This window comes from Methanolobus sp. WCC4 (assembly GCF_038022665.1).
Classification (GTDB): Archaea; Halobacteriota; Methanosarcinia; order Methanosarcinales; family Methanosarcinaceae; genus Methanolobus.
Genome location: NZ_CP150629.1, coordinates 77,402 through 93,872, shown reverse-complemented (window position 1 = coordinate 93,872; position 16,471 = coordinate 77,402). Strand labels below are relative to the sequence as shown.

The 16,471-nt window shown below is 44.3% G+C and carries 17 protein-coding genes; 9 read left to right on the top strand and 8 right to left on the bottom strand.

Annotated elements, in window-relative coordinates:
* Nucleotides 1-17 precede the first annotated feature (17 nt).
* The gene (locus V7O63_RS00480; RefSeq protein ID WP_340819172.1) at nucleotides 18-191 is read right to left on the bottom strand and encodes a DUF5350 domain-containing protein; all 174 of its coding nucleotides are present in this window, start codon (nucleotides 189-191) and stop codon (nucleotides 18-20) included.
* A 209-nt stretch (nucleotides 192-400) separates the two neighbouring features.
* On the opposite strand from V7O63_RS00480, the gene V7O63_RS00475 reads away from it, so the two are divergent.
* Together V7O63_RS00475 and V7O63_RS00470 are read left to right on the top strand one after the other, a co-directional pair.
* Nucleotides 401-1,084, top strand: a complete 684-nt coding sequence (locus V7O63_RS00475) for a YkgJ family cysteine cluster protein (protein WP_340819171.1) — start codon at nucleotides 401-403, stop codon at nucleotides 1,082-1,084.
* Between the two features lie 81 nt (nucleotides 1,085-1,165).
* Entirely contained in the window at nucleotides 1,166-2,332 is a 1,167-nt protein-coding gene (locus V7O63_RS00470) for an MFS transporter (RefSeq protein ID WP_340819170.1), read from the top strand.
* Nucleotides 2,333-2,343: 11 nt separating this feature from the next.
* Here the strand turns inward: V7O63_RS00470 and V7O63_RS00465 are convergent, their stop codons facing one another.
* The 4 genes from V7O63_RS00465 to V7O63_RS00450 are packed head-to-tail and all read right to left on the bottom strand — an operon-like array spanning nucleotide 2,344 to nucleotide 6,328.
* The gene (locus V7O63_RS00465; RefSeq protein ID WP_340819168.1) at nucleotides 2,344-3,450 is read right to left on the bottom strand and encodes a TIGR04013 family B12-binding domain/radical SAM domain-containing protein; all 1,107 of its coding nucleotides are present in this window, start codon (nucleotides 3,448-3,450) and stop codon (nucleotides 2,344-2,346) included.
* 8 nt (nucleotides 3,451-3,458) lie between these two features.
* Complete coding sequence (locus V7O63_RS00460; RefSeq protein WP_340820858.1) at nucleotides 3,459-3,875, bottom strand: DUF126 domain-containing protein; 417 nt, start codon at nucleotides 3,873-3,875, stop codon at nucleotides 3,459-3,461.
* Entirely contained in the window at nucleotides 3,856-5,040 is a 1,185-nt protein-coding gene (locus V7O63_RS00455) for an aconitase X catalytic domain-containing protein (RefSeq protein ID WP_340819166.1), read from the bottom strand. Before V7O63_RS00455 ends, V7O63_RS00460 begins: the two co-directional genes overlap by 20 nt.
* 28 nt (nucleotides 5,041-5,068) lie before the next feature.
* Nucleotides 5,069-6,328, bottom strand: coding sequence for a UbiD family decarboxylase (locus V7O63_RS00450; protein WP_340819165.1), 1,260 nt, complete (start codon nucleotides 6,326-6,328; stop codon nucleotides 5,069-5,071).
* Nucleotides 6,329-6,559: 231 nt separating this feature from the next.
* Here V7O63_RS00450 and V7O63_RS00445 point away from each other — a divergent pair, with 231 nt between their 5' ends.
* Nucleotides 6,560-7,150: a hypothetical protein gene (locus V7O63_RS00445; RefSeq protein WP_340819164.1), complete on the top strand. Its 591-nt coding sequence runs from the start codon at nucleotides 6,560-6,562 to the stop codon at nucleotides 7,148-7,150.
* Between the two features lie 88 nt (nucleotides 7,151-7,238).
* Here the strand turns inward: V7O63_RS00445 and V7O63_RS00440 are convergent, their stop codons facing one another.
* Nucleotides 7,239-8,057, bottom strand: coding sequence for an ATP-binding cassette domain-containing protein (locus tag V7O63_RS00440; RefSeq protein ID WP_340819163.1), 819 nt, complete (start codon nucleotides 8,055-8,057; stop codon nucleotides 7,239-7,241).
* Between the two features lie 246 nt (nucleotides 8,058-8,303).
* Between V7O63_RS00440 and V7O63_RS00435 the strand changes: the two genes are divergently transcribed.
* The gene (locus V7O63_RS00435) at nucleotides 8,304-10,196 is read left to right on the top strand and encodes an ABC transporter substrate binding protein (protein ID WP_340819162.1); all 1,893 of its coding nucleotides are present in this window, start codon (nucleotides 8,304-8,306) and stop codon (nucleotides 10,194-10,196) included.
* Between the two features lie 161 nt (nucleotides 10,197-10,357).
* Nucleotides 10,358-10,825: a hypothetical protein gene (locus tag V7O63_RS00430; RefSeq protein ID WP_340819161.1), complete on the top strand. Its 468-nt coding sequence runs from the start codon at nucleotides 10,358-10,360 to the stop codon at nucleotides 10,823-10,825.
* A gap of 51 nt (nucleotides 10,826-10,876) precedes the next feature.
* Here the strand turns inward: V7O63_RS00430 and ygiD are convergent, their stop codons facing one another.
* Nucleotides 10,877-11,692: a 4,5-DOPA dioxygenase extradiol gene (gene ygiD, locus V7O63_RS00425; protein WP_340819159.1), complete on the bottom strand. Its 816-nt coding sequence runs from the start codon at nucleotides 11,690-11,692 to the stop codon at nucleotides 10,877-10,879.
* Between the two features lie 398 nt (nucleotides 11,693-12,090).
* Here ygiD and V7O63_RS00420 point away from each other — a divergent pair, with 398 nt between their 5' ends.
* The 4 genes from V7O63_RS00420 (at nucleotide 12,091) to V7O63_RS00405 (ending at nucleotide 16,171) form a co-directional block, all read left to right on the top strand.
* Complete coding sequence (locus V7O63_RS00420) at nucleotides 12,091-14,754, top strand: methyl-accepting chemotaxis protein (protein ID WP_340819158.1); 2,664 nt, start codon at nucleotides 12,091-12,093, stop codon at nucleotides 14,752-14,754.
* A 16-nt stretch (nucleotides 14,755-14,770) separates the two neighbouring features.
* On the top strand, nucleotides 14,771-15,283 hold the full coding sequence (locus V7O63_RS00415; RefSeq protein WP_340819156.1) for a chemotaxis protein CheW: 513 nt from the start codon (nucleotides 14,771-14,773) through the stop codon (nucleotides 15,281-15,283).
* 350 nt (nucleotides 15,284-15,633) lie between these two features.
* A complete protein-coding gene (locus V7O63_RS00410; protein ID WP_340819155.1) occupies nucleotides 15,634-15,834 on the top strand; it encodes a CxxC-x17-CxxC domain-containing protein in 201 nt (66 codons plus the stop codon).
* A 148-nt stretch (nucleotides 15,835-15,982) separates the two neighbouring features.
* On the top strand, nucleotides 15,983-16,171 hold the full coding sequence (locus V7O63_RS00405; RefSeq protein ID WP_340819153.1) for a hypothetical protein: 189 nt from the start codon (nucleotides 15,983-15,985) through the stop codon (nucleotides 16,169-16,171).
* Nucleotides 16,172-16,194: 23 nt separating this feature from the next.
* Here V7O63_RS00405 and V7O63_RS00400 read toward each other — a convergent pair whose 3' ends face one another.
* Nucleotides 16,195-16,398, bottom strand: a complete 204-nt coding sequence (locus V7O63_RS00400; protein WP_340819152.1) for a YwbE family protein — start codon at nucleotides 16,396-16,398, stop codon at nucleotides 16,195-16,197.
* Between the last annotated feature and the right edge of the window lie 73 nt (nucleotides 16,399-16,471).

Genomic DNA, 16,471 nt, shown 5'->3' with positions numbered 1-16,471 from the left:
ATGTAAAGTGAGTTGGATCACTTTACGAGTGCTTTTGCGGACCTGTTAAGGAACCTTCTCTTAGCACCAGATGATGTGTATCTCTGTGCAGGGCCCGGGTGAGCCTTTCCTTCCTTACACTTGCGAACTTTGATAGTTCTTCCGCCGCGTCCTTTTACCTTTACCCATTCAATGCTGCCTGTCTTACCCATGATAAAATCCTCTTGATAATTATTAGTGTAATTTTAAGTTGGTTTGTTAGTTTTATATTTAACCTGGATGTATTAGTTCCAGTCGTTGAGTTTACCTTTAGACGTAATGCTTATTATTAAAGCTTGCGGGGAGGTCAGACCAAAATTGCTTTTAGAAAGCAGGATCATGGCACTCTAATAAAGAGGAGTTGATCACGGTTACATCAGTAATGGAAAAACAGCTTGGGACGGTAATTGAAGAGCTTGAAGGTGTGCAGGACTACCCGATGGATGAACTGGTTTCCGTCATAAAGGAAGTTGGTTTTGAATGCGACTTCTGTGCACGCTGCTGCACCCGTCAGTTCAATGACCACGTATTCCTTCTCAATGAGGACGCCACAAGGATGAAGTCCATATCATCTGATGTGCTGGAACCGGCACCTTATTATGAACTATGTGACCAGCACGGACGATTCTACGTTTCCGGTTATGCCCTCAAAGCAAAAGAGGATGGTTCCTGCGTCTTCCTGAAAGACAAAAGATGCACCATCTATGAGCAAAGACCGATGATATGCGGTCTCTATCCATACATGCTTCACCGGGAGCCGGATGAGGACGGCAATGTGGACTGGAGGCAGATAAGCGGCCTGAACCAGCATGGTTGCTATCATACGGATATCAGTGACGAAGAGGCACAGGATATCGCACTTCAGATCAAGGCTTATGAAGCAGCCTACCTTAAGCAACTGATAGCTTTCTACAAAAAAGCACAGGAACATTTCAGTAAAAATAAGCTAAGGCATGTGCAGGGTGTGTACGACAGGGAAATGCGCAAGTTCAACAAAGGTGAGGAGATCACGGTCTTTGTCTTCTTCAACGGTGAGTTCGAGGAATGCACAATGAATAAACGGTAATTATCCATTCTTTATAATATAGATGGGATAGGTTCACTTAGATCCCATTGTGTATCGATCATCGTGTGTCAGGGTAGAACAATGTCAGGAAAACTAACACTTCCGATCCTTTTGCTGGTGGCATTCTTCGCAATGTCTGCAGGTGCTGTGGTAGCCCCGGTATTGCCTTTTATGGTGGAGCCCCTGAGCACTTCCCGTGAGGCAGTGGGCCTTGTACTTGGTGTCTATACTTTTTCCACGGCTTTTTTCATGTTCTTCCTGAGTACTGTCATGGACCGCCTTGGTCGAAAGACAGTGCTTGTTCCATGTCTGCTCATCAACGGAGTTATCGGTGTTGCCTGTTACTTTGCTCCAGACCTTAGAACTCTGCTGATCCTCAGGTTCATACAGGGCATTGGCATTGCAGGCATGTTCCCCATAGTTATGACCATGATCGGTGAACTGTACAGCGGTCTTGGAAGGGTGGACGCCATGGGCAAGATGAGCATGACAACCGGTATCGGAGGTGTGTCGGCACCACTTATCGGAGGCCTCATGGCAGTCTACGGATGGAATGTCCCTTTCCTGTTCTACGGCCTCACGGTCCCTCTGGCCATCATTGCTCTCCTCGTGCTGCCGGAGACTAACATGCCGGAGAGCAGAAGCAATCACAGTGCGCTGGATCTTGCAAGGAACCTGAAGGAGTTCAGGATATCATACACCATGTTCCTTGCCTTCGCTATCTTCTTCCTGTTATACACCATGGTGATCTACATCCCCTTCCTGTTGAAGGACGGTTACGGTTTCGATGCAAAGCAGGCAGGTCTTGCACTGGGGTTCCAGGGAATAGCCATGGCACTTGTGGCTTCAAGGGCAAGGATACTGGCAAAACACTGGGGCAAACAAAAGCTCGTCAGGACAGGATTCATGGTTACAGGACTTGCCCTTGCAGGCACGATCTTCGCCAATACCCTGCTGTGGAACATGCTCTTCATATTCCTCTTCGGAGTGGGTTTTGGAATGGTGCAGCCATCGCTCAACACACTCATAACCCAGGTGGCCCCGCCGAAAATGATGGGAGGTATCGTTTCCCTCTATAATATCATGAAATACGTGGGCCAGACAGCAGCCCCTCTCATCCTCGCACTGGTGCTCTTCAATTTCAGTCTTCGGGCGGTCTTTGCAACCTCAAGCATCACAGCTTTCATGGTAGCTGTCTCGATCCATCTGGCAGGGGATATCTATGCAGGTCTGGATGATGATGAATGATAATTGTTTGTTCATTCCCATGAACCGGTAGCCTGGCCAGTAAGTGCAAGCTTCCCCATCACTTTCTTGTAACGCTTGCTCACAGGTGATGTTTCCACATCGGCAAAAGGAGTTCCCGGCAGTGGTGTCAGGTAATGTGAATGTACATTCCCGCCCTTTTTACATATCCACTGAATGAGCTCAAGGCTCATATCCTGTTCCTCTTCTGTTTCATCAGGGAATCCTACCATGAAGTCCACCATAGGTGTTATTCCGTGGTCAAAACAGAGTTCAAGGCTTCGGACAACATCATCTACGGTGTGTCCCCTGAGTATCTCTCTAAGGATGCGGTCGCTTCCTGATTGTGCTCCAAGGCTCACTTTCGTGTTAGTGCAGTATTTGGTGATAAGTTCCAGTGACTCATCGGTAACGAACTCGGGCCTGACCTCTGAAGGGAATGTCCCGAAGAAGATATCCCTTGCACCTGTGTCCTTCAGTGCTGACAGGAGCTTCTCCACTTTGTCCAGACGTGGATGAATTCCGTCACTTCCATAAGCAAGAGCATTTGAGGATGTGAACCTGAGGTCACGATAGTATTTCGCAAAATGAACTATATTATCTATACTTCGATGTCTCATCTTGTTGCCAAAAAGGCGTGGGGTCTGACAGTATCTGCACCTGAAAGGACATCCTCTGCTGATCTCAAGGGGCGACATCACGATGTTGGGGTCAAAGCAGGGATACTTATCGAGGTCAACAGGGTCGCGTTTTTCAGTGATCACTGTGTTCCCGTTCTCGTCCTTGTAGGCGATACCTTTCACACAGGAAACATCCTTTCCTGCAACGATGGCATCTATAAGTTCAGGTAATGTCTCCTCGCCCTCTCCTATCACTACATAGTCGAAGTGTTCCAGTGTATCTTCAGGTGCCCCGGATGGATGGGGGCCGCCTGCAATGAAAATAGAATCTGTATCTGCCTTCTTCACTTCACTGAAGATCGGTCCGGCCTGCCGGGTGGCAAAGCTATATATCATTATCCCGTCATGGGGCGCTTTGACCTTCAAGGCTCCCGGAACAAGCGGAGCCAGTGCTGCAAGACTGTAGGTGTTCTTCTTGTTCCAGCGAAAACAGACATCCATATTTGTCTCTATTCCTTGTTCTTTATCTCGACAAAGGCCTCTGTGCTGTTGACCATGACCATATCGCCATTTTTCAGCATCTCATAGGGGTCCTTCTCAAGCCTGTCCACAAGTGGTACTTCGGATATGATCGCACCAACGGCCACAATTGGTTCTGATTCAAGATTGATCATTGCAGCGGGTGCAACACCATTCTTGAAGAGCTGGTAGATGACATAGGAACCAACAGTGGAACCTTTTCCATGCGGGAAAACAAGGACCTTTCCGGCAATGGACTGTCCGTACAGTTCATGCTGGGGTTCCACGACCTCTCCTGTCTCCGGGTCAACGTTACCGAGGAATGAGATAGCATCGCGGGTGAGGAGGACCTCTCCTTCGGCAATACCTCTGGATATTGTCCTGCACTTAATTCTCATCGATAACACCTGCCTCTTTGATGCAGTCCTCAATGCTCGCATACTTCGCAGCTACCTTGCACATGCTTGGCACATATGCAAGAGCCTTTCCTGAGTTCACTGTCATGGATGCGTACTTGTTAGTTGCAGGTGAGACCACCATGCAGGTATCACACACGACCTTTGCGCCGCTCTTCTCGATCCTCTGAACAAGGTCGGGATGCCCTTCAGCAACTTCCCTTGCTGTGCATACCCACATCTCCTTTTTGAGTTTCTTCCCTTCCACAAGGTCTGCGATCTCTTCCAGTTCCTCAGGTGAGCAGTGAGGGCATCCCACGGTCACTATCTCACTGGAAAGTATGTCCTTATTAGTTTCATAGACCTCGTCTATCTGTGACCTTTCAACAGGGATCACTTCATCTGGTCTTGTAAATGTCTTTCTGGAGGCTTCAGGTGTTACACCATCTATATGATAGAGTGCCACAGCCCCGGATGCTGCAAGTGCTGCTCCCAGGGATTTCATCTCGTTCTTTGAAGGTTCGTTCTTCATGTAGAATATGGGTACCCTGCTTCCGATGGTCTTGCCAACACTATAGCCGAGAGCACCAAGGTCGGAGCCTGAAAGTTCGCAATCAACTTCCACGGCAATTACTGGTTCTCGCATCTCATCAAGGTGGTATCCGTAGTTCGCTGTCTTTCCAACAAGTGCTGCAGAGAGTGCAGAGGGTCCGCCTTCACGGTTTGTCCTTGCACCGATCACAGAGTTACAATAGGATACTGCCGAAGACTCGCTCCATGCGACGTGGTCATCCAGCTTAACGTCGAATCCTTCAAGATAATAAGGTGTGCAGGTGCATTTTGTCTGGATGCCGAGTTTGGCGTAAGCCTCAATGATCTCTTGCTGCTTCTTTGCAAAAACAGGGTCGATTCCCATCTCATCCCAGCGAACGATGTCCATACCGGCAGGGTTGAGAATGGAAGGGATCTTCACTTTTCCTTCAAGGTCGGATATCCACTCAAGTCCTGCATCTCCAATCGTCTTATATGATACTCCGGCTATCTGTGCGCTCTTTACAGGTATGAGTTTGTCCGCACCGTAGATATCTCCCAGTGCAACAAGGATCTCTATGGCTTTCTGGAGACTTTCTCCGTATTCGCCATTCAGTGTCTTCTCTTCTTCAGGTGTGAGGTACATTCTTGTTCCGCCGCTCTTCCTTTAGTTCTCACTCTGGCATCTTTGCACGTTCGAAGTTCTGGGCTTCTTTCAGGACCTTGGTGGCATCGATTCCCATTTTGGTGGTGGTTCCATCAGGCGCTCCTCTTGGATCGAGTGAACTTCCTCTCACATTTGGTATTATCATAACGTCCATGTCACCCTTCACTCTGGTGGCAATGGCAAATTCAACATCATGCAGGTCAAAGATATCGATGTCATCATCAACTACGACCACATGCTTCAGACTTGTGTGTGCTGCAAAGGCTGCCATGATAGCGTTCTTTCCGTCACCTTCCGTCTGTTTCTCGATCTGCACAACAGCATGGAGATAACAGCATCCACCTTCTGTGAGCACTACGTTCTTCACGGTGGTTACTTCGCTGACCGCATTGAATATCCTTGGCTCATATGGTACTCCCATCATGAGCAGGTGTTCAGGACCGGCAGGAAGTATTCCGTGATAGATCGGGTCTTTGCGGTGCAGTATTCTTGTGATGTGTATGACAGGTTCCTGTCTCACAAGGTCGTATGTTCCGGTGATGTCTACGAATGGTCCTTCATCTACTCTTTCGGTCGGATTGATGTAACCTTCAAGGACGATCTCTGCATGAGGCACTTTGATGCCATTGGAGCATTCAAAGAGTTCTACAGGTCTGCCACGAAGTGCTGCTGCATAGTGGAATTCCTTTCCGGCAGGCACACGTGTGGTCGATGCGAAGGTAACTGTAGGGTCAGCACCAAGCACGATAGCGATAGGGAGTTTTTCTCCTTTGTCGGATGCCTTCTTATGCATGACATAGCTGTGCCTTGGAGCTACAAGACGTGCTGCAAGTCTTGTCTTGTCAACGACTAGAAGCCTGTGGATAGCTGCATTCATGACACCATCGTATTCTGTAACAACAATTCCAGCTGTAAGGTATGGTCCTGCATCCTTCTCGAAGTGTGTCATTATAGGGAGCTTTGTCAGGTCAACATCATCCTCGATAACTTCCATTGTTGGTGATTCCTTAACAACAACGACCTCGCCATCAGGTGAAACCTCTGAGAGCCTCTTGATGATCTTGTCCTTGTCCACACCGAACATCGTTGCAAGCTCATCCCTTGAACCGAGCACGTTCATGATGGCCTTGTTACCATCAATGTCATGGAACAGCACCGGTCCGGGTGTCTTCTTTGCAATACGTGGTGCTTCGAACACCTTTGAAACAGGCTCTGTGATCTCGACAAGTTTCCCGTTCTTCCTGAGCTGGTCGATAAATTCCCTCATGGTATCATCCGTGTAAAAGTTGTAATATATTAGTGTAATCTCATTTTTGGGCTAGAATATGAGCCAATTATATTTGAATGCATATACTAAAAGAGAATTGTGCGGGTTTGGTGATTTGAACAATTTGCTATCCAGCTTAAAACCTAATATGATAATCTTCCACATATTCATTGAATTGCAATAAAATAAAAACCATAAGAGTTATATCATCATCAAAATTTATTTATATACATGGCCGAAGAATTAAGACCAAACCATGCAGAAAAAGAGTTTTTAGATTTAGCATATAATCGGTTTTATAATCTTTTTGCGGAAATAATAGATGACTCTTTTTTTGAAAAAGATGCAAATTATAGATATTCCAGAATAAAAGATGGATTTGCAGTATACACCGAATTGTTGAATTATGTGCCAATAAAGTGGGTAATTCAAGACATTGAAAAATCTCGTCCACCAATGGAATCAGTGATTGGAACTAAATTGTTCAAGTTTATCAGGAATGTAATTGCACATTTTCCATTCTATGATACATGGGATGATGTATATGTAACGAAATCTCTAATTAATTGGCACAGGGAAGATCAATTCATAGATAAATTTATTTCAGAGTTTCAAGGGAAAAAAGAAGTAAAATATCGTTTTTGGGAACAAGATAAAAAGCGAATGACTTATTTGAGTATCAATTTCCCTCAAAAATATGATGATTCAAAAATATATCTGAAAGACATTTTAACTGAAAATGAAGGCATTAAATTTTCTTATATTTTAATGAAGCAAATTCTAGATACTCAAGTTGAGGGTATCTCTATGGATAATGAATAACAAGTATGGAGGCTTTTTCCTTTTATTTGTTAATATTGGAATAGTTAGGTATATTTTACAGTTTCATTCATCATTTTTGATCTTTATTTCAGCACCAAGCATGATAATATCCCTTATCCTTACCAACCTCGACCGGAATACCAAATAACTCCGTCAGTTTGTCAGCAGTAAGTATATTCTCAATATCTCCGTCTGCAAAGATTCTGCCGTCCTTCAGGAGAACCGCACGGTTGATCTCAGGGACAATATCCTCAAGGTCGTGGGTCACGAGGATAACACTCTTCCCTGTTGATGCTATCTTGCTCACAGTTTCTCTGAACACATGCTTGCTTTTCAGGTCAAGGCTGTTCGTTGGTTCATCCAGTACAAGAATCATGGGGTCATGGACAAGTGCCCTTCCGATGAGAACTCTTCTTGCTTCACCGGTTGAAAGGTGGGATATGTTCTTACTGGCAAGATGTCTTATCTCAAGGAAATCAATGATATCTGCTGTCCTTTGCAGCATATAAGGTTCGATCTTCAGGTTAGGGTAGATGCCTATACTGCTGAAAAAGCCGGAAAGAATCACTTCTACTACTGATATATCCCGCATGTATTCAAGCTGTAGCTCTCCTGAAACTATTCCCATGAGCTTTTTGAGGTCTGAGATTACCCATCTGTCCTTTTCCATAATTCTGAAAACCATTCCTGGCGTGTCTGCAATTGGGCGGTAGTCTCCGATTATTGTCTTGATGATCGAGGACTTCCCTGAGCCATTAGGTCCTATTATGGCGATGTTCTCACCACTCTTTATCTTGAAATCAATGGAATCAAGGATGATACTTCCATTCTTTCGGACGACTATGTTCTCCATCTCAACGAGAGTTTCCTGGAGTATCTCATCTGTACTTTTTCTACTGTTGTGCATATGCCAGTCACAAATTCCTTTTCAATGATATGTTTTTCGTTAATGGGTGGTCGCTGCCGGATTATTTGAAAATATGAGTAATTCTTCTTCCTACACAGTTATCTGATCTGTAAGATGCCATCGGTTATATATAATGCACATTATTATACATTTCCTCCGCAGCAACTTCTCAATTTATACACACGTAATAAAGGACAGGTCAGGATGCACTTATCAGGAAAAATATCATGGAATAATGTCAGATATTTGCTTGTACTAGCTATTCTGGTCACTTCTTTTCTGTCTCCTGTTACTTCGGTACTTGCTGTAGAGTCCAACGATGATCCTGCCAACGAGCATAGTTCACAGGCACCACAAATACTGATATTTCATTCTTATTATCCCACTTACGAATGGTCGAACATGATAAGCAAGGGGATTGCTGATGCCTTCAAAGATACTGAATACTCCGATGCGGAATTCTACTTTGAATATATGGATGCGAAAAGACATCCTGAGCAGGAATACATTGATTCGCTGGCAGATGCTTACCGGCATAAGTATAAAGGTCATGAAAATTTCGACCTGATAATCTGTGCAGATAACTATGCCATTGACTTTATCACCTCTGATGCGGGAATGGACATATTCCCTCCGGATATTCCGGTTGTTTTCTGTGGTGCCAATGATTATGACCCTGAATGGAGGGAGAGCCGCCCTCTGGTCACAGGTATAGTCGAATATATCGAGCCTGCGGACACACTGGAACTTATATTGCAGTTGCATCCTGATACCAAAAGGTTGCTTGTTGTAAGGGACAATAACACTCACACTTCACTGATAACGACGGAGCAGGCAAAGAAGGAGTTAGAGCCTTACGAGGACAGGGTCCAGATAGAATATCTGGAAGATATGTCCATTTTGCAGATGCAGCAAACCGTCTCAGAGGCTTCTGAAGACACTGTTATCTTCATGCTTCTTTTCAACAGGGATAAGGACGGTAATGATCTCGAAATGGTAGAATCTATGGAACTTGTCGCGGAGGCTGCTGAAGTTCCGGTTTACTCCGTATGGGGATTCTATCTGGGTCAGGGTATTGTAGGCGGTAAACTGACCACTGCTGAGAATGAAGGCAAACTTGCCGGCGAATATGCTTTGCGTTTGCTCGATGGTGAGGATCCAGCTGAACTTCCTGTGATGGATAGTCAATACCATGATTATATGTTCGACTGGGAACAGATGCAACGTTTCTCAATATCAGAGGGATCCCTTCCGGAAGGTAGCATAATAGTAGGAAAGGATGTCTCTTTTGTTGAACTATATAAGAGCGAGATACTCGTCGTATTCATAGCACTTCTCTACCAATTCATTCTCATTGCTTTGCTTCTGGTCAACCGCAGGATGTTAAAGAACACCCAGGCAGAGCTTATCGCTGCAAAGGAGAAGGCTGAAGAAGCTGATCTCCTGAAATCCCGGTTCCTTGCAAACATCAGTCATGAACTTCGAACACCACTAAATGGAATACTCGGCTTTTCAGATATGATCCAGGTTCCATCGTTCTCCAATGAGAAAAAGGTCCATTACGCGAGTCTTATCAAAAAGAGTGGTGAACAATTGTTGCTGATCATCGATGATATCCTTGACATCTCTAAAATAGAGGCTGATCAGCTGGTGATCTACAATGAAGCATTCAATGTGAACCAGATGCTTGATGATCTCTATTCCATCTTCAAGGTACAGTTTGACATGAAAGAACCGCCTGTTGACCTTGTTGTGGTGAAAGGGCTTGATGACATCGATTCATTCCTTTACTCAGATGAGCACAGGATAAGACAGATCTTCAACAATATCATTGGTAACGCTCTGAAATTCACACACGAGGGCTCAGTCGAGTTCGGTTACTCGGTCAACGGTGAATGTATCCATTTCTATGTGAAAGATACCGGCATAGGTATCCCTGAGGAGAAGTTCGATTGCGTTTTCGGACGTTTCAGGCAGGTCAGTGATGATTCCACCAGAAAGTACAAAGGAACGGGTCTGGGTATGTCCATATCCAAATCCCTTGTAGAGTTACTTGGTGGTGAGATCAGTTTCGAATCCGAGCCGGATGTTGGAACCACTTTCCATTTCCATCTGCCTTTAGTACAGATTCCTGTGTAACTTCTTTTTACATATTTTTCTTTTTTAAGATACCTTTGAGCACAGATCAATATAACAATATTTATATACACACTGGTGTATGTTTTCTACAAAGTCATCCAGTGTTATTTAAAATTATAGTAATGGTGGTATCCTTTGATCGGATGACGAGGAGGTTTACTATGGAAGACGAAGTGATCGGAATAGTTCCGAATATGAAGAAAAGCAAGATGTTGGGTCTGTCCTACGATGCGTTCACACTTGTCGCAACACCCGATTCAACAATATTCGCTAAGGTAACGAATGATGTTATGAAACAGGTTGTCAAGGAATCCCGTGATCAGGCAAAAGCTGAAGGTAAAGGATTCATGGGGCAGTGGGGAGCTCAGATGAAGGGTGCTTTCAGATATGCTGAAAGGTACGCTGCAATGAGTGCACAGGCAGCACTGGCGGAGAACGAGGCAAATTTTGCAATACCCAATGCCGGCATAAAGTCGATCAAAGTAAAGAAAAAGAGCAGTTCAGATGATGACCAGATCCAGAATATATGGGAGATCAACATCCAGTCCAATTCAGGTAAACTGAAATTCAAGACAGATTTTGACCCGAAGGACCATTTCAGACAAATATATGGTGACAGGGTGAAATAGTCCAACTCAGTTACTTTTTACAGTTTCAGCCGTTCTTCGGCTGAGATCCTCTTATTCTATCTTAAAGCATCTCATGGATACAGAGGCATGCTGGAAGCCCTCATGGGTGAATTCCAGAGTCTCACCTTTTTCCTGTAATGCTATTGTATATATCATGGGCAGATAATGGTCCAGTGTTGGAACAGCAAGTTTTGCTGTCTCACCCATGTTCAGGTATTCGATAAGGTCCCTGTGGTTACCGGACAGGAGGTTGGTCTTCACCTTCTCATCGAATTCCACAGCCCATTTATAGGGTTTTGCGTTAACGTTCATGAAGTCGATGAGGCTCAGGTTATGCACGATATTCCCGCTTCCTATGATAAGCACGCCCTGTTCCCGTAACTCCCTGAGTTCGGTTGCCATGTCATAGTGATACTGCATCATCTTTGGGTGCCATTCGTTGAAGGAGTAGTCAATACTCATCTCAAAGACAGGGATGTCGGCTTCAGGGTACATGTGTTTTAACACTGCCCACGATGCATGGTCCAGTCCCCACTGGTTACTGCATTCCACTGGCACTTTGCGTGCTATCTGGCATGCCATTTCCGCCTTGTCAGGTGAACCGGGACTTGGATAATCAATGTCATATAGTTCCCTGGGGAAACCGTAGAAGTCATATATGGTCTTTGGTTTTTCATTGCAGGTAACATATGTCCCGTCGGTCATCCAGTGGGCTGAGACTACCATTATTGCTTCAGGTTCTGGTAACTCTTTACCGAGTCTGGAAAGGCTCTGTGTGTAGCTGTTGTCCTGTATGATGTTCATTGGTGAACCATGTCCGATGAATAATACAGGCATTTTACCGTTATCTGATATTTTTCCACTCATAATGACCCTAATTGAATTATGTACTATAGATGTATTAATTCTTTGTTCACAAAAGAATGTAATGTTTTCATAGACCTGGATTTAAAAGGGGCTTTGTAGATGATATTCAGTTGAATGTATTTGTAAGGATTTTTGGATTCTGTTAATGTATTTGTAAACAGCCTTCATAGCTGTGCATGGTGTCGACTACGGGTCACATATTATGTATACTAATATTTATATATTATTTTTGTGTATATACGACTCCGCGGGTTAACGCCGTGAACACAGGATTACTACAATTATTGATCTCTGTGCAGTAGTAAAATTTCAGTTTGCTTTATAGTTCTTGCATCTGGGTATATGGAAGTTAATCTGAACTATAAACTGCGCAACAGTTAGGAAAACAAGGTGTATATATGTTAGATGAAAAAAACGATCTTGCAGGCACAAAGCAAGACAATTCCAATGCCGTAAAAGAGATACTCACACTTGTCGAGGCTGCAATCGAGGGTAAACTGGATGCCCGTGCCCGGGTTGATGGATATGAAGGAACCGACAGGGAGATCCTGGAAGGTATCAACGATCTCCTTGACGCGGTGATCTCACCATTGAATGTTTCTGCAGAATATGTTGACAGGATCTCAAAAGGGGACATACCTGAAAAGATAACTGATGATTATAAGGGTGACTTCAATGAGATCAAGAACAATATCAACCAGCTTATAGATGAGCTCAACATGTTCACGAGTGAAATGTCACGAATGAGCAGAGAACATGATCTGGGTGATATTGATGTTGTCATACAGGAAGATAAGTTCAATGGAGTCTATGCTGACATGGCCAGGGGTGTCAATGATATGGTCAATGGCCACATCTCCGTGAAGAAGAAAGCAATGGCCTGTGTTGCAGAATTCAGCAAGGGTAATTTTGATGCTGAACTTGAACAGTTCCCTGGTAAGAAGGCTTTCATAAACGAGACAATTGAGGAATTACGTGGTAACGTAAAGGGCTTCATCCATGAAATGAACAACATGTCAGCACAACATGAAGCAGGCGAGATCGATGTATTTATACCTGTGGACAGATTCGAAGGTGCTTATTATGAGATGGCGACCGGTGTCAATGATATGGTCAAAGGTCACATCGACAGTATACTGAAAGGCCTTGAATGTGTCGGAGAATTTGGCAAAGGTAACTATGATGCTGAACTTGAACAGTTCCCTGGTAAGAAGATTATCATGAACGAGGTCATCGAAGGAGTGCGTGGCAGTGTAAAGATGTTCATTGAGGAAATGAACAATATGTCAGCACAGCATGATGCAGGCGATATTGATGTTTTTATTCCAGCAGACAAGTTCGAGGGTGTTTATTGTGATATGGCTATCGGTGTCAACGATATGGTCAAAGGTCACATCGACAGTGTACTGAAAGGCCTTGAATGTATGGGAGAATTTGGAAAAGGTAACTACGATGCCGAGCTTGAAAAATTCCCTGGTAAGAAGATTGTCATGAATGAGGTTATCGAAGGAGTGCGTGATAATGTAAAGAAGTTCATTCAGGAAATGAACAACATGTCAGCACAGCATGATTTGGGTGACATTGATGTTTTTATCCCACTGGACAGGTTCGAAGGTGCTTACTATGAAATGGCAGAGGGTGTCAACAACATGGTCAATGGTCATATCAGTGTGAAGAAGAAGGCAATGGCATGTGTCAGGGAATTCGGTGAGGGTAACTTTGATGCTGAACTTGAACAGTTCCCTGGTAAGAAGGCTTTCATCAATGAGACCATAGAACAGGTCCGTTCAAACCTTAAATCCCTGATAGCTGATACTGATACATTGATAGAGGCGGCTGTGGAAGGACAGCTTCATGTCCGTGCAGATGCATCAAAGCACAAAGGTGACTTCGGAAAGATCGTGACAGGAATTAATTCTACTCTTGATGCTGTCATAGGTCCGCTGAACGAGGCAGCAAGGGTCATCAATTCGTATGCCGATGGCGACCTTACTACAAGGGTGACAATAGATGCGAAGGGAGAGTTCAAACAACTCAGTGATACTCTCAATGGTCTGGGTGACGAGCTCCAGAATGTTGTAGGTGTGATGCGTGAGAATGCTGAAGTTATCGCTTCAACTGCACAGGAAATGTCTGCATCTACTGAGGAACTGGCAGCTACATCCGAGCAGGTGACAAGCAATGTTACTGAGATATCCAGAGGCATGCAGCTACAGTCTTCCAAGACCGAAGAGGTTTCGCTATCAATGGCTGACATGAGTCGCACTGTCCAGGAAGTGGCCAAAAACTCCGAGCAAGCTGCAAAGAATGCTGTAGATTCCAACAATCTTATACAGAATCTAGGTAAGATGTCCCAGGATCTACGCTTAAAGATGAACAGTATCAAATCTGCGGTGGATGACTCCTCAAACGTTATTCAGGACCTTGATGACAAATCCAAACAGATAGGTGAGATCGTCAGTCTTATTACCAAGATCGCTGATCAGACCAACCTCCTTGCACTGAATGCTGCCATTGAGGCTGCAAGGGCAGGCGAACACGGACGCGGATTTGCTGTGGTGGCTGACGAAGTGAGAAAGCTCGCTGAGGACTCCGGTAAAGCTGCTAAGGAGATCGCACAGCTCATACAGCAGATGCAGGAAGGAACACACAATGCGGTCTCATCTATGAAAAGAGGTACCGAAGAAGTTGAAACCGGAGCAGTTTCTCTTGAGAATTCTGTTTCTGCCATCGAAGAGGTTGTTAAGGCAGGAGATATGATCGTCCAAATGTCCCAGGAGATCGCTGCTGCTGCAGAAGAGCAGTCCGCATCAATTGAACAGGTTACATCTGCCAGTGAAGAGGTATCTGCCATTGCAGAGCAATCTGCTGCAGGGGCACAGGAAGCAGTTGACTCTGTCCAGTCCCAGGCAGACTCCATGCAGGAGCTTTCAAGATCATCCCAGGAACTTGCTGCTGTATCAACCAGTATGCAGGACGTGGTATCCAGATTCCGTCTGGACAACCAGAATATCACTCATACAAGGAGATATGCAAGTCCTTCAAAAATGAGATTTGTTTGATGCGGTGGGTGTTATAATGACAGAATTGGATACAAAGGAAAACAGCTCTTCCACAGAGCTGCTTCAGATGGTCATATGCCAGCTTTCTAATGAAGAGTTCGGTATTGGGATCTATAAAGTAAAAGAGATCATTCGCATACCTTCTATCACTAAGATCCCGCAGATCCCGGATTATGTGGTAGGGGTGATAAACCTTCGTGGAAGCATAATCCCGATCGTCGACCTTGCAGCAAAGTTCGGCATGATCCGTGAGGACAGGGATGATGAATCACGCATAGTGGTATTGGAAATAGGTGACCTGACCGCAGGAGTGATCGTTGACTCGGTTAATGAGGTCTTAAATATACCTGGTGAAAATATCGAGCCTGCACCTGATATTCTGGTTTCCGAAATTACCGGACGATATGTACAGGGTGTAGGGAAGGTTGACGAGAGACTGCTTATATTGCTTGATATCGATAAGATATTCACAGATGAGCAGAAACTACAGCTAAACCAGATCGAAAATGCGGGTGCTGCTCCCGCATGATCTATTTTTATCTTGTTATTTGATCTGAAATAGCTTTACTTATATACTGTTCTTTTCTGGATGTTACATGATTTATTTTGTTTTTTGTTGGACACTCACAATCTGTCAACAGTCTAAATTGATAGCACCGGTTTTTTATATAATGGGGTTGTTCTACACACTAGTTCGATTGCTCAACGATTAATAAAGGATAACTCTATTTTTGCGTGCTTCTTTTAACAATTGCTGACAGTAAGAAGTAGTCATATCGGAATGGGCGATTTGGTTGGAACGGATTAAACTGTTCATACAATAATTCTCAGTCTCGGTTATGCTGTACGGACTAAATAATAAATCAGGAGATAAATAAAATGGGATTCAATAACAGAGGCGGAAACAGTAGAGGCGGCGGTGGCGGCGGCTTTAGGTCAAACAACGGTCCAAGAGAAATGCACAAGGCAACATGCTCTGACTGCAAACAGGAGACTGAAGTACCTTTCAAGCCATCTGGTGACAGACCTGTATACTGCAGGGAATGCTTCCAGAACCACAGACCACCTAAGAGATACTAATTATATCTTGACATAATTCAATTCTGATATATTCTACGAGGCAGATGCAGTACGACTGACCATGTTGATCTGTATCTGTCCGGATACTTTTTCCTTATCCTTGTTTTTTGATAACCTATCTCGTAAGCTTAGCTAGAGAGGTATATATATGAAAATCGAAAATGTGTTATGTCCTATGTGTGGAACTCCTGTTCTTGCAACACTACCTCTGGGCCAGAGTATTGTGTGTGTTTCGGTCACTTCCGGGAAGCCGGCAGATTTCGGGGCGACATATAAGTCCAGTTCAAGATGTACGAGCTGCAAAAAGGGTTTTGCATGCTATACAAAGAATGAGTGAAAAAAGATAAATAACTAAAAAATTCATTCACCTGAGTGAATTTCCTTTACTCTCCCTACACGACCATCTTCGAGCTGGACCTTTATTCCGTGAGGATGGGTTGATGATTTTGTTAATATCCTTTTGACAATACCTCTGGTGATCTTGCCACTTCTCTGGTCCTGTTTCAGGACTATTCCGACACTGAGTCCTGGTTTGATGTTACTTCTGGAGCTTCCGGGGTTCATGCTGGTAGGTGAGTGTGGGGTTATTTAAGTTTGTCTGCCGATGGAAAGTTTGAACGAATCAATTATCAGTGGT

Excerpts from the sequence above, each read along its gene's own strand:
- V7O63_RS00445 (WP_340819164.1), top strand. The coding sequence starts at position 6,560 with ATGGCCGAAGAATTAAGACCAAACCATGCAGAAAAAGAGTTTTTAGAT.
- V7O63_RS00405 (WP_340819153.1), top strand. The coding sequence starts at position 15,983 with ATGAAAATCGAAAATGTGTTATGTCCTATGTGTGGAACTCCTGTTCTT.
- V7O63_RS00430 (WP_340819161.1), top strand. The coding sequence starts at position 10,358 with ATGGAAGACGAAGTGATCGGAATAGTTCCGAATATGAAGAAAAGCAAG.
- ygiD (WP_340819159.1), bottom strand. The coding sequence starts at position 11,692 with ATGAGTGGAAAAATATCAGATAACGGTAAAATGCCTGTATTATTCATC.
- V7O63_RS00480 (WP_340819172.1), bottom strand. The coding sequence starts at position 191 with ATGGGTAAGACAGGCAGCATTGAATGGGTAAAGGTAAAAGGACGCGGC.
- V7O63_RS00420 (WP_340819158.1), top strand. The coding sequence starts at position 12,091 with ATGTTAGATGAAAAAAACGATCTTGCAGGCACAAAGCAAGACAATTCC.
- V7O63_RS00470 (WP_340819170.1), top strand. The coding sequence starts at position 1,166 with ATGTCAGGAAAACTAACACTTCCGATCCTTTTGCTGGTGGCATTCTTC.
- V7O63_RS00465 (WP_340819168.1), bottom strand. The coding sequence starts at position 3,450 with ATGGATGTCTGTTTTCGCTGGAACAAGAAGAACACCTACAGTCTTGCA.
- V7O63_RS00415 (WP_340819156.1), top strand. The coding sequence starts at position 14,771 with ATGACAGAATTGGATACAAAGGAAAACAGCTCTTCCACAGAGCTGCTT.
- V7O63_RS00400 (WP_340819152.1), bottom strand. The coding sequence starts at position 16,398 with ATGAACCCCGGAAGCTCCAGAAGTAACATCAAACCAGGACTCAGTGTC.
- V7O63_RS00450 (WP_340819165.1), bottom strand. The coding sequence starts at position 6,328 with ATGAGGGAATTTATCGACCAGCTCAGGAAGAACGGGAAACTTGTCGAG.
- V7O63_RS00440 (WP_340819163.1), bottom strand. The coding sequence starts at position 8,057 with ATGCACAACAGTAGAAAAAGTACAGATGAGATACTCCAGGAAACTCTC.
- V7O63_RS00455 (WP_340819166.1), bottom strand. The coding sequence starts at position 5,040 with ATGTACCTCACACCTGAAGAAGAGAAGACACTGAATGGCGAATACGGA.
- V7O63_RS00410 (WP_340819155.1), top strand. The coding sequence starts at position 15,634 with ATGGGATTCAATAACAGAGGCGGAAACAGTAGAGGCGGCGGTGGCGGC.
- V7O63_RS00475 (WP_340819171.1), top strand. The coding sequence starts at position 401 with ATGGAAAAACAGCTTGGGACGGTAATTGAAGAGCTTGAAGGTGTGCAG.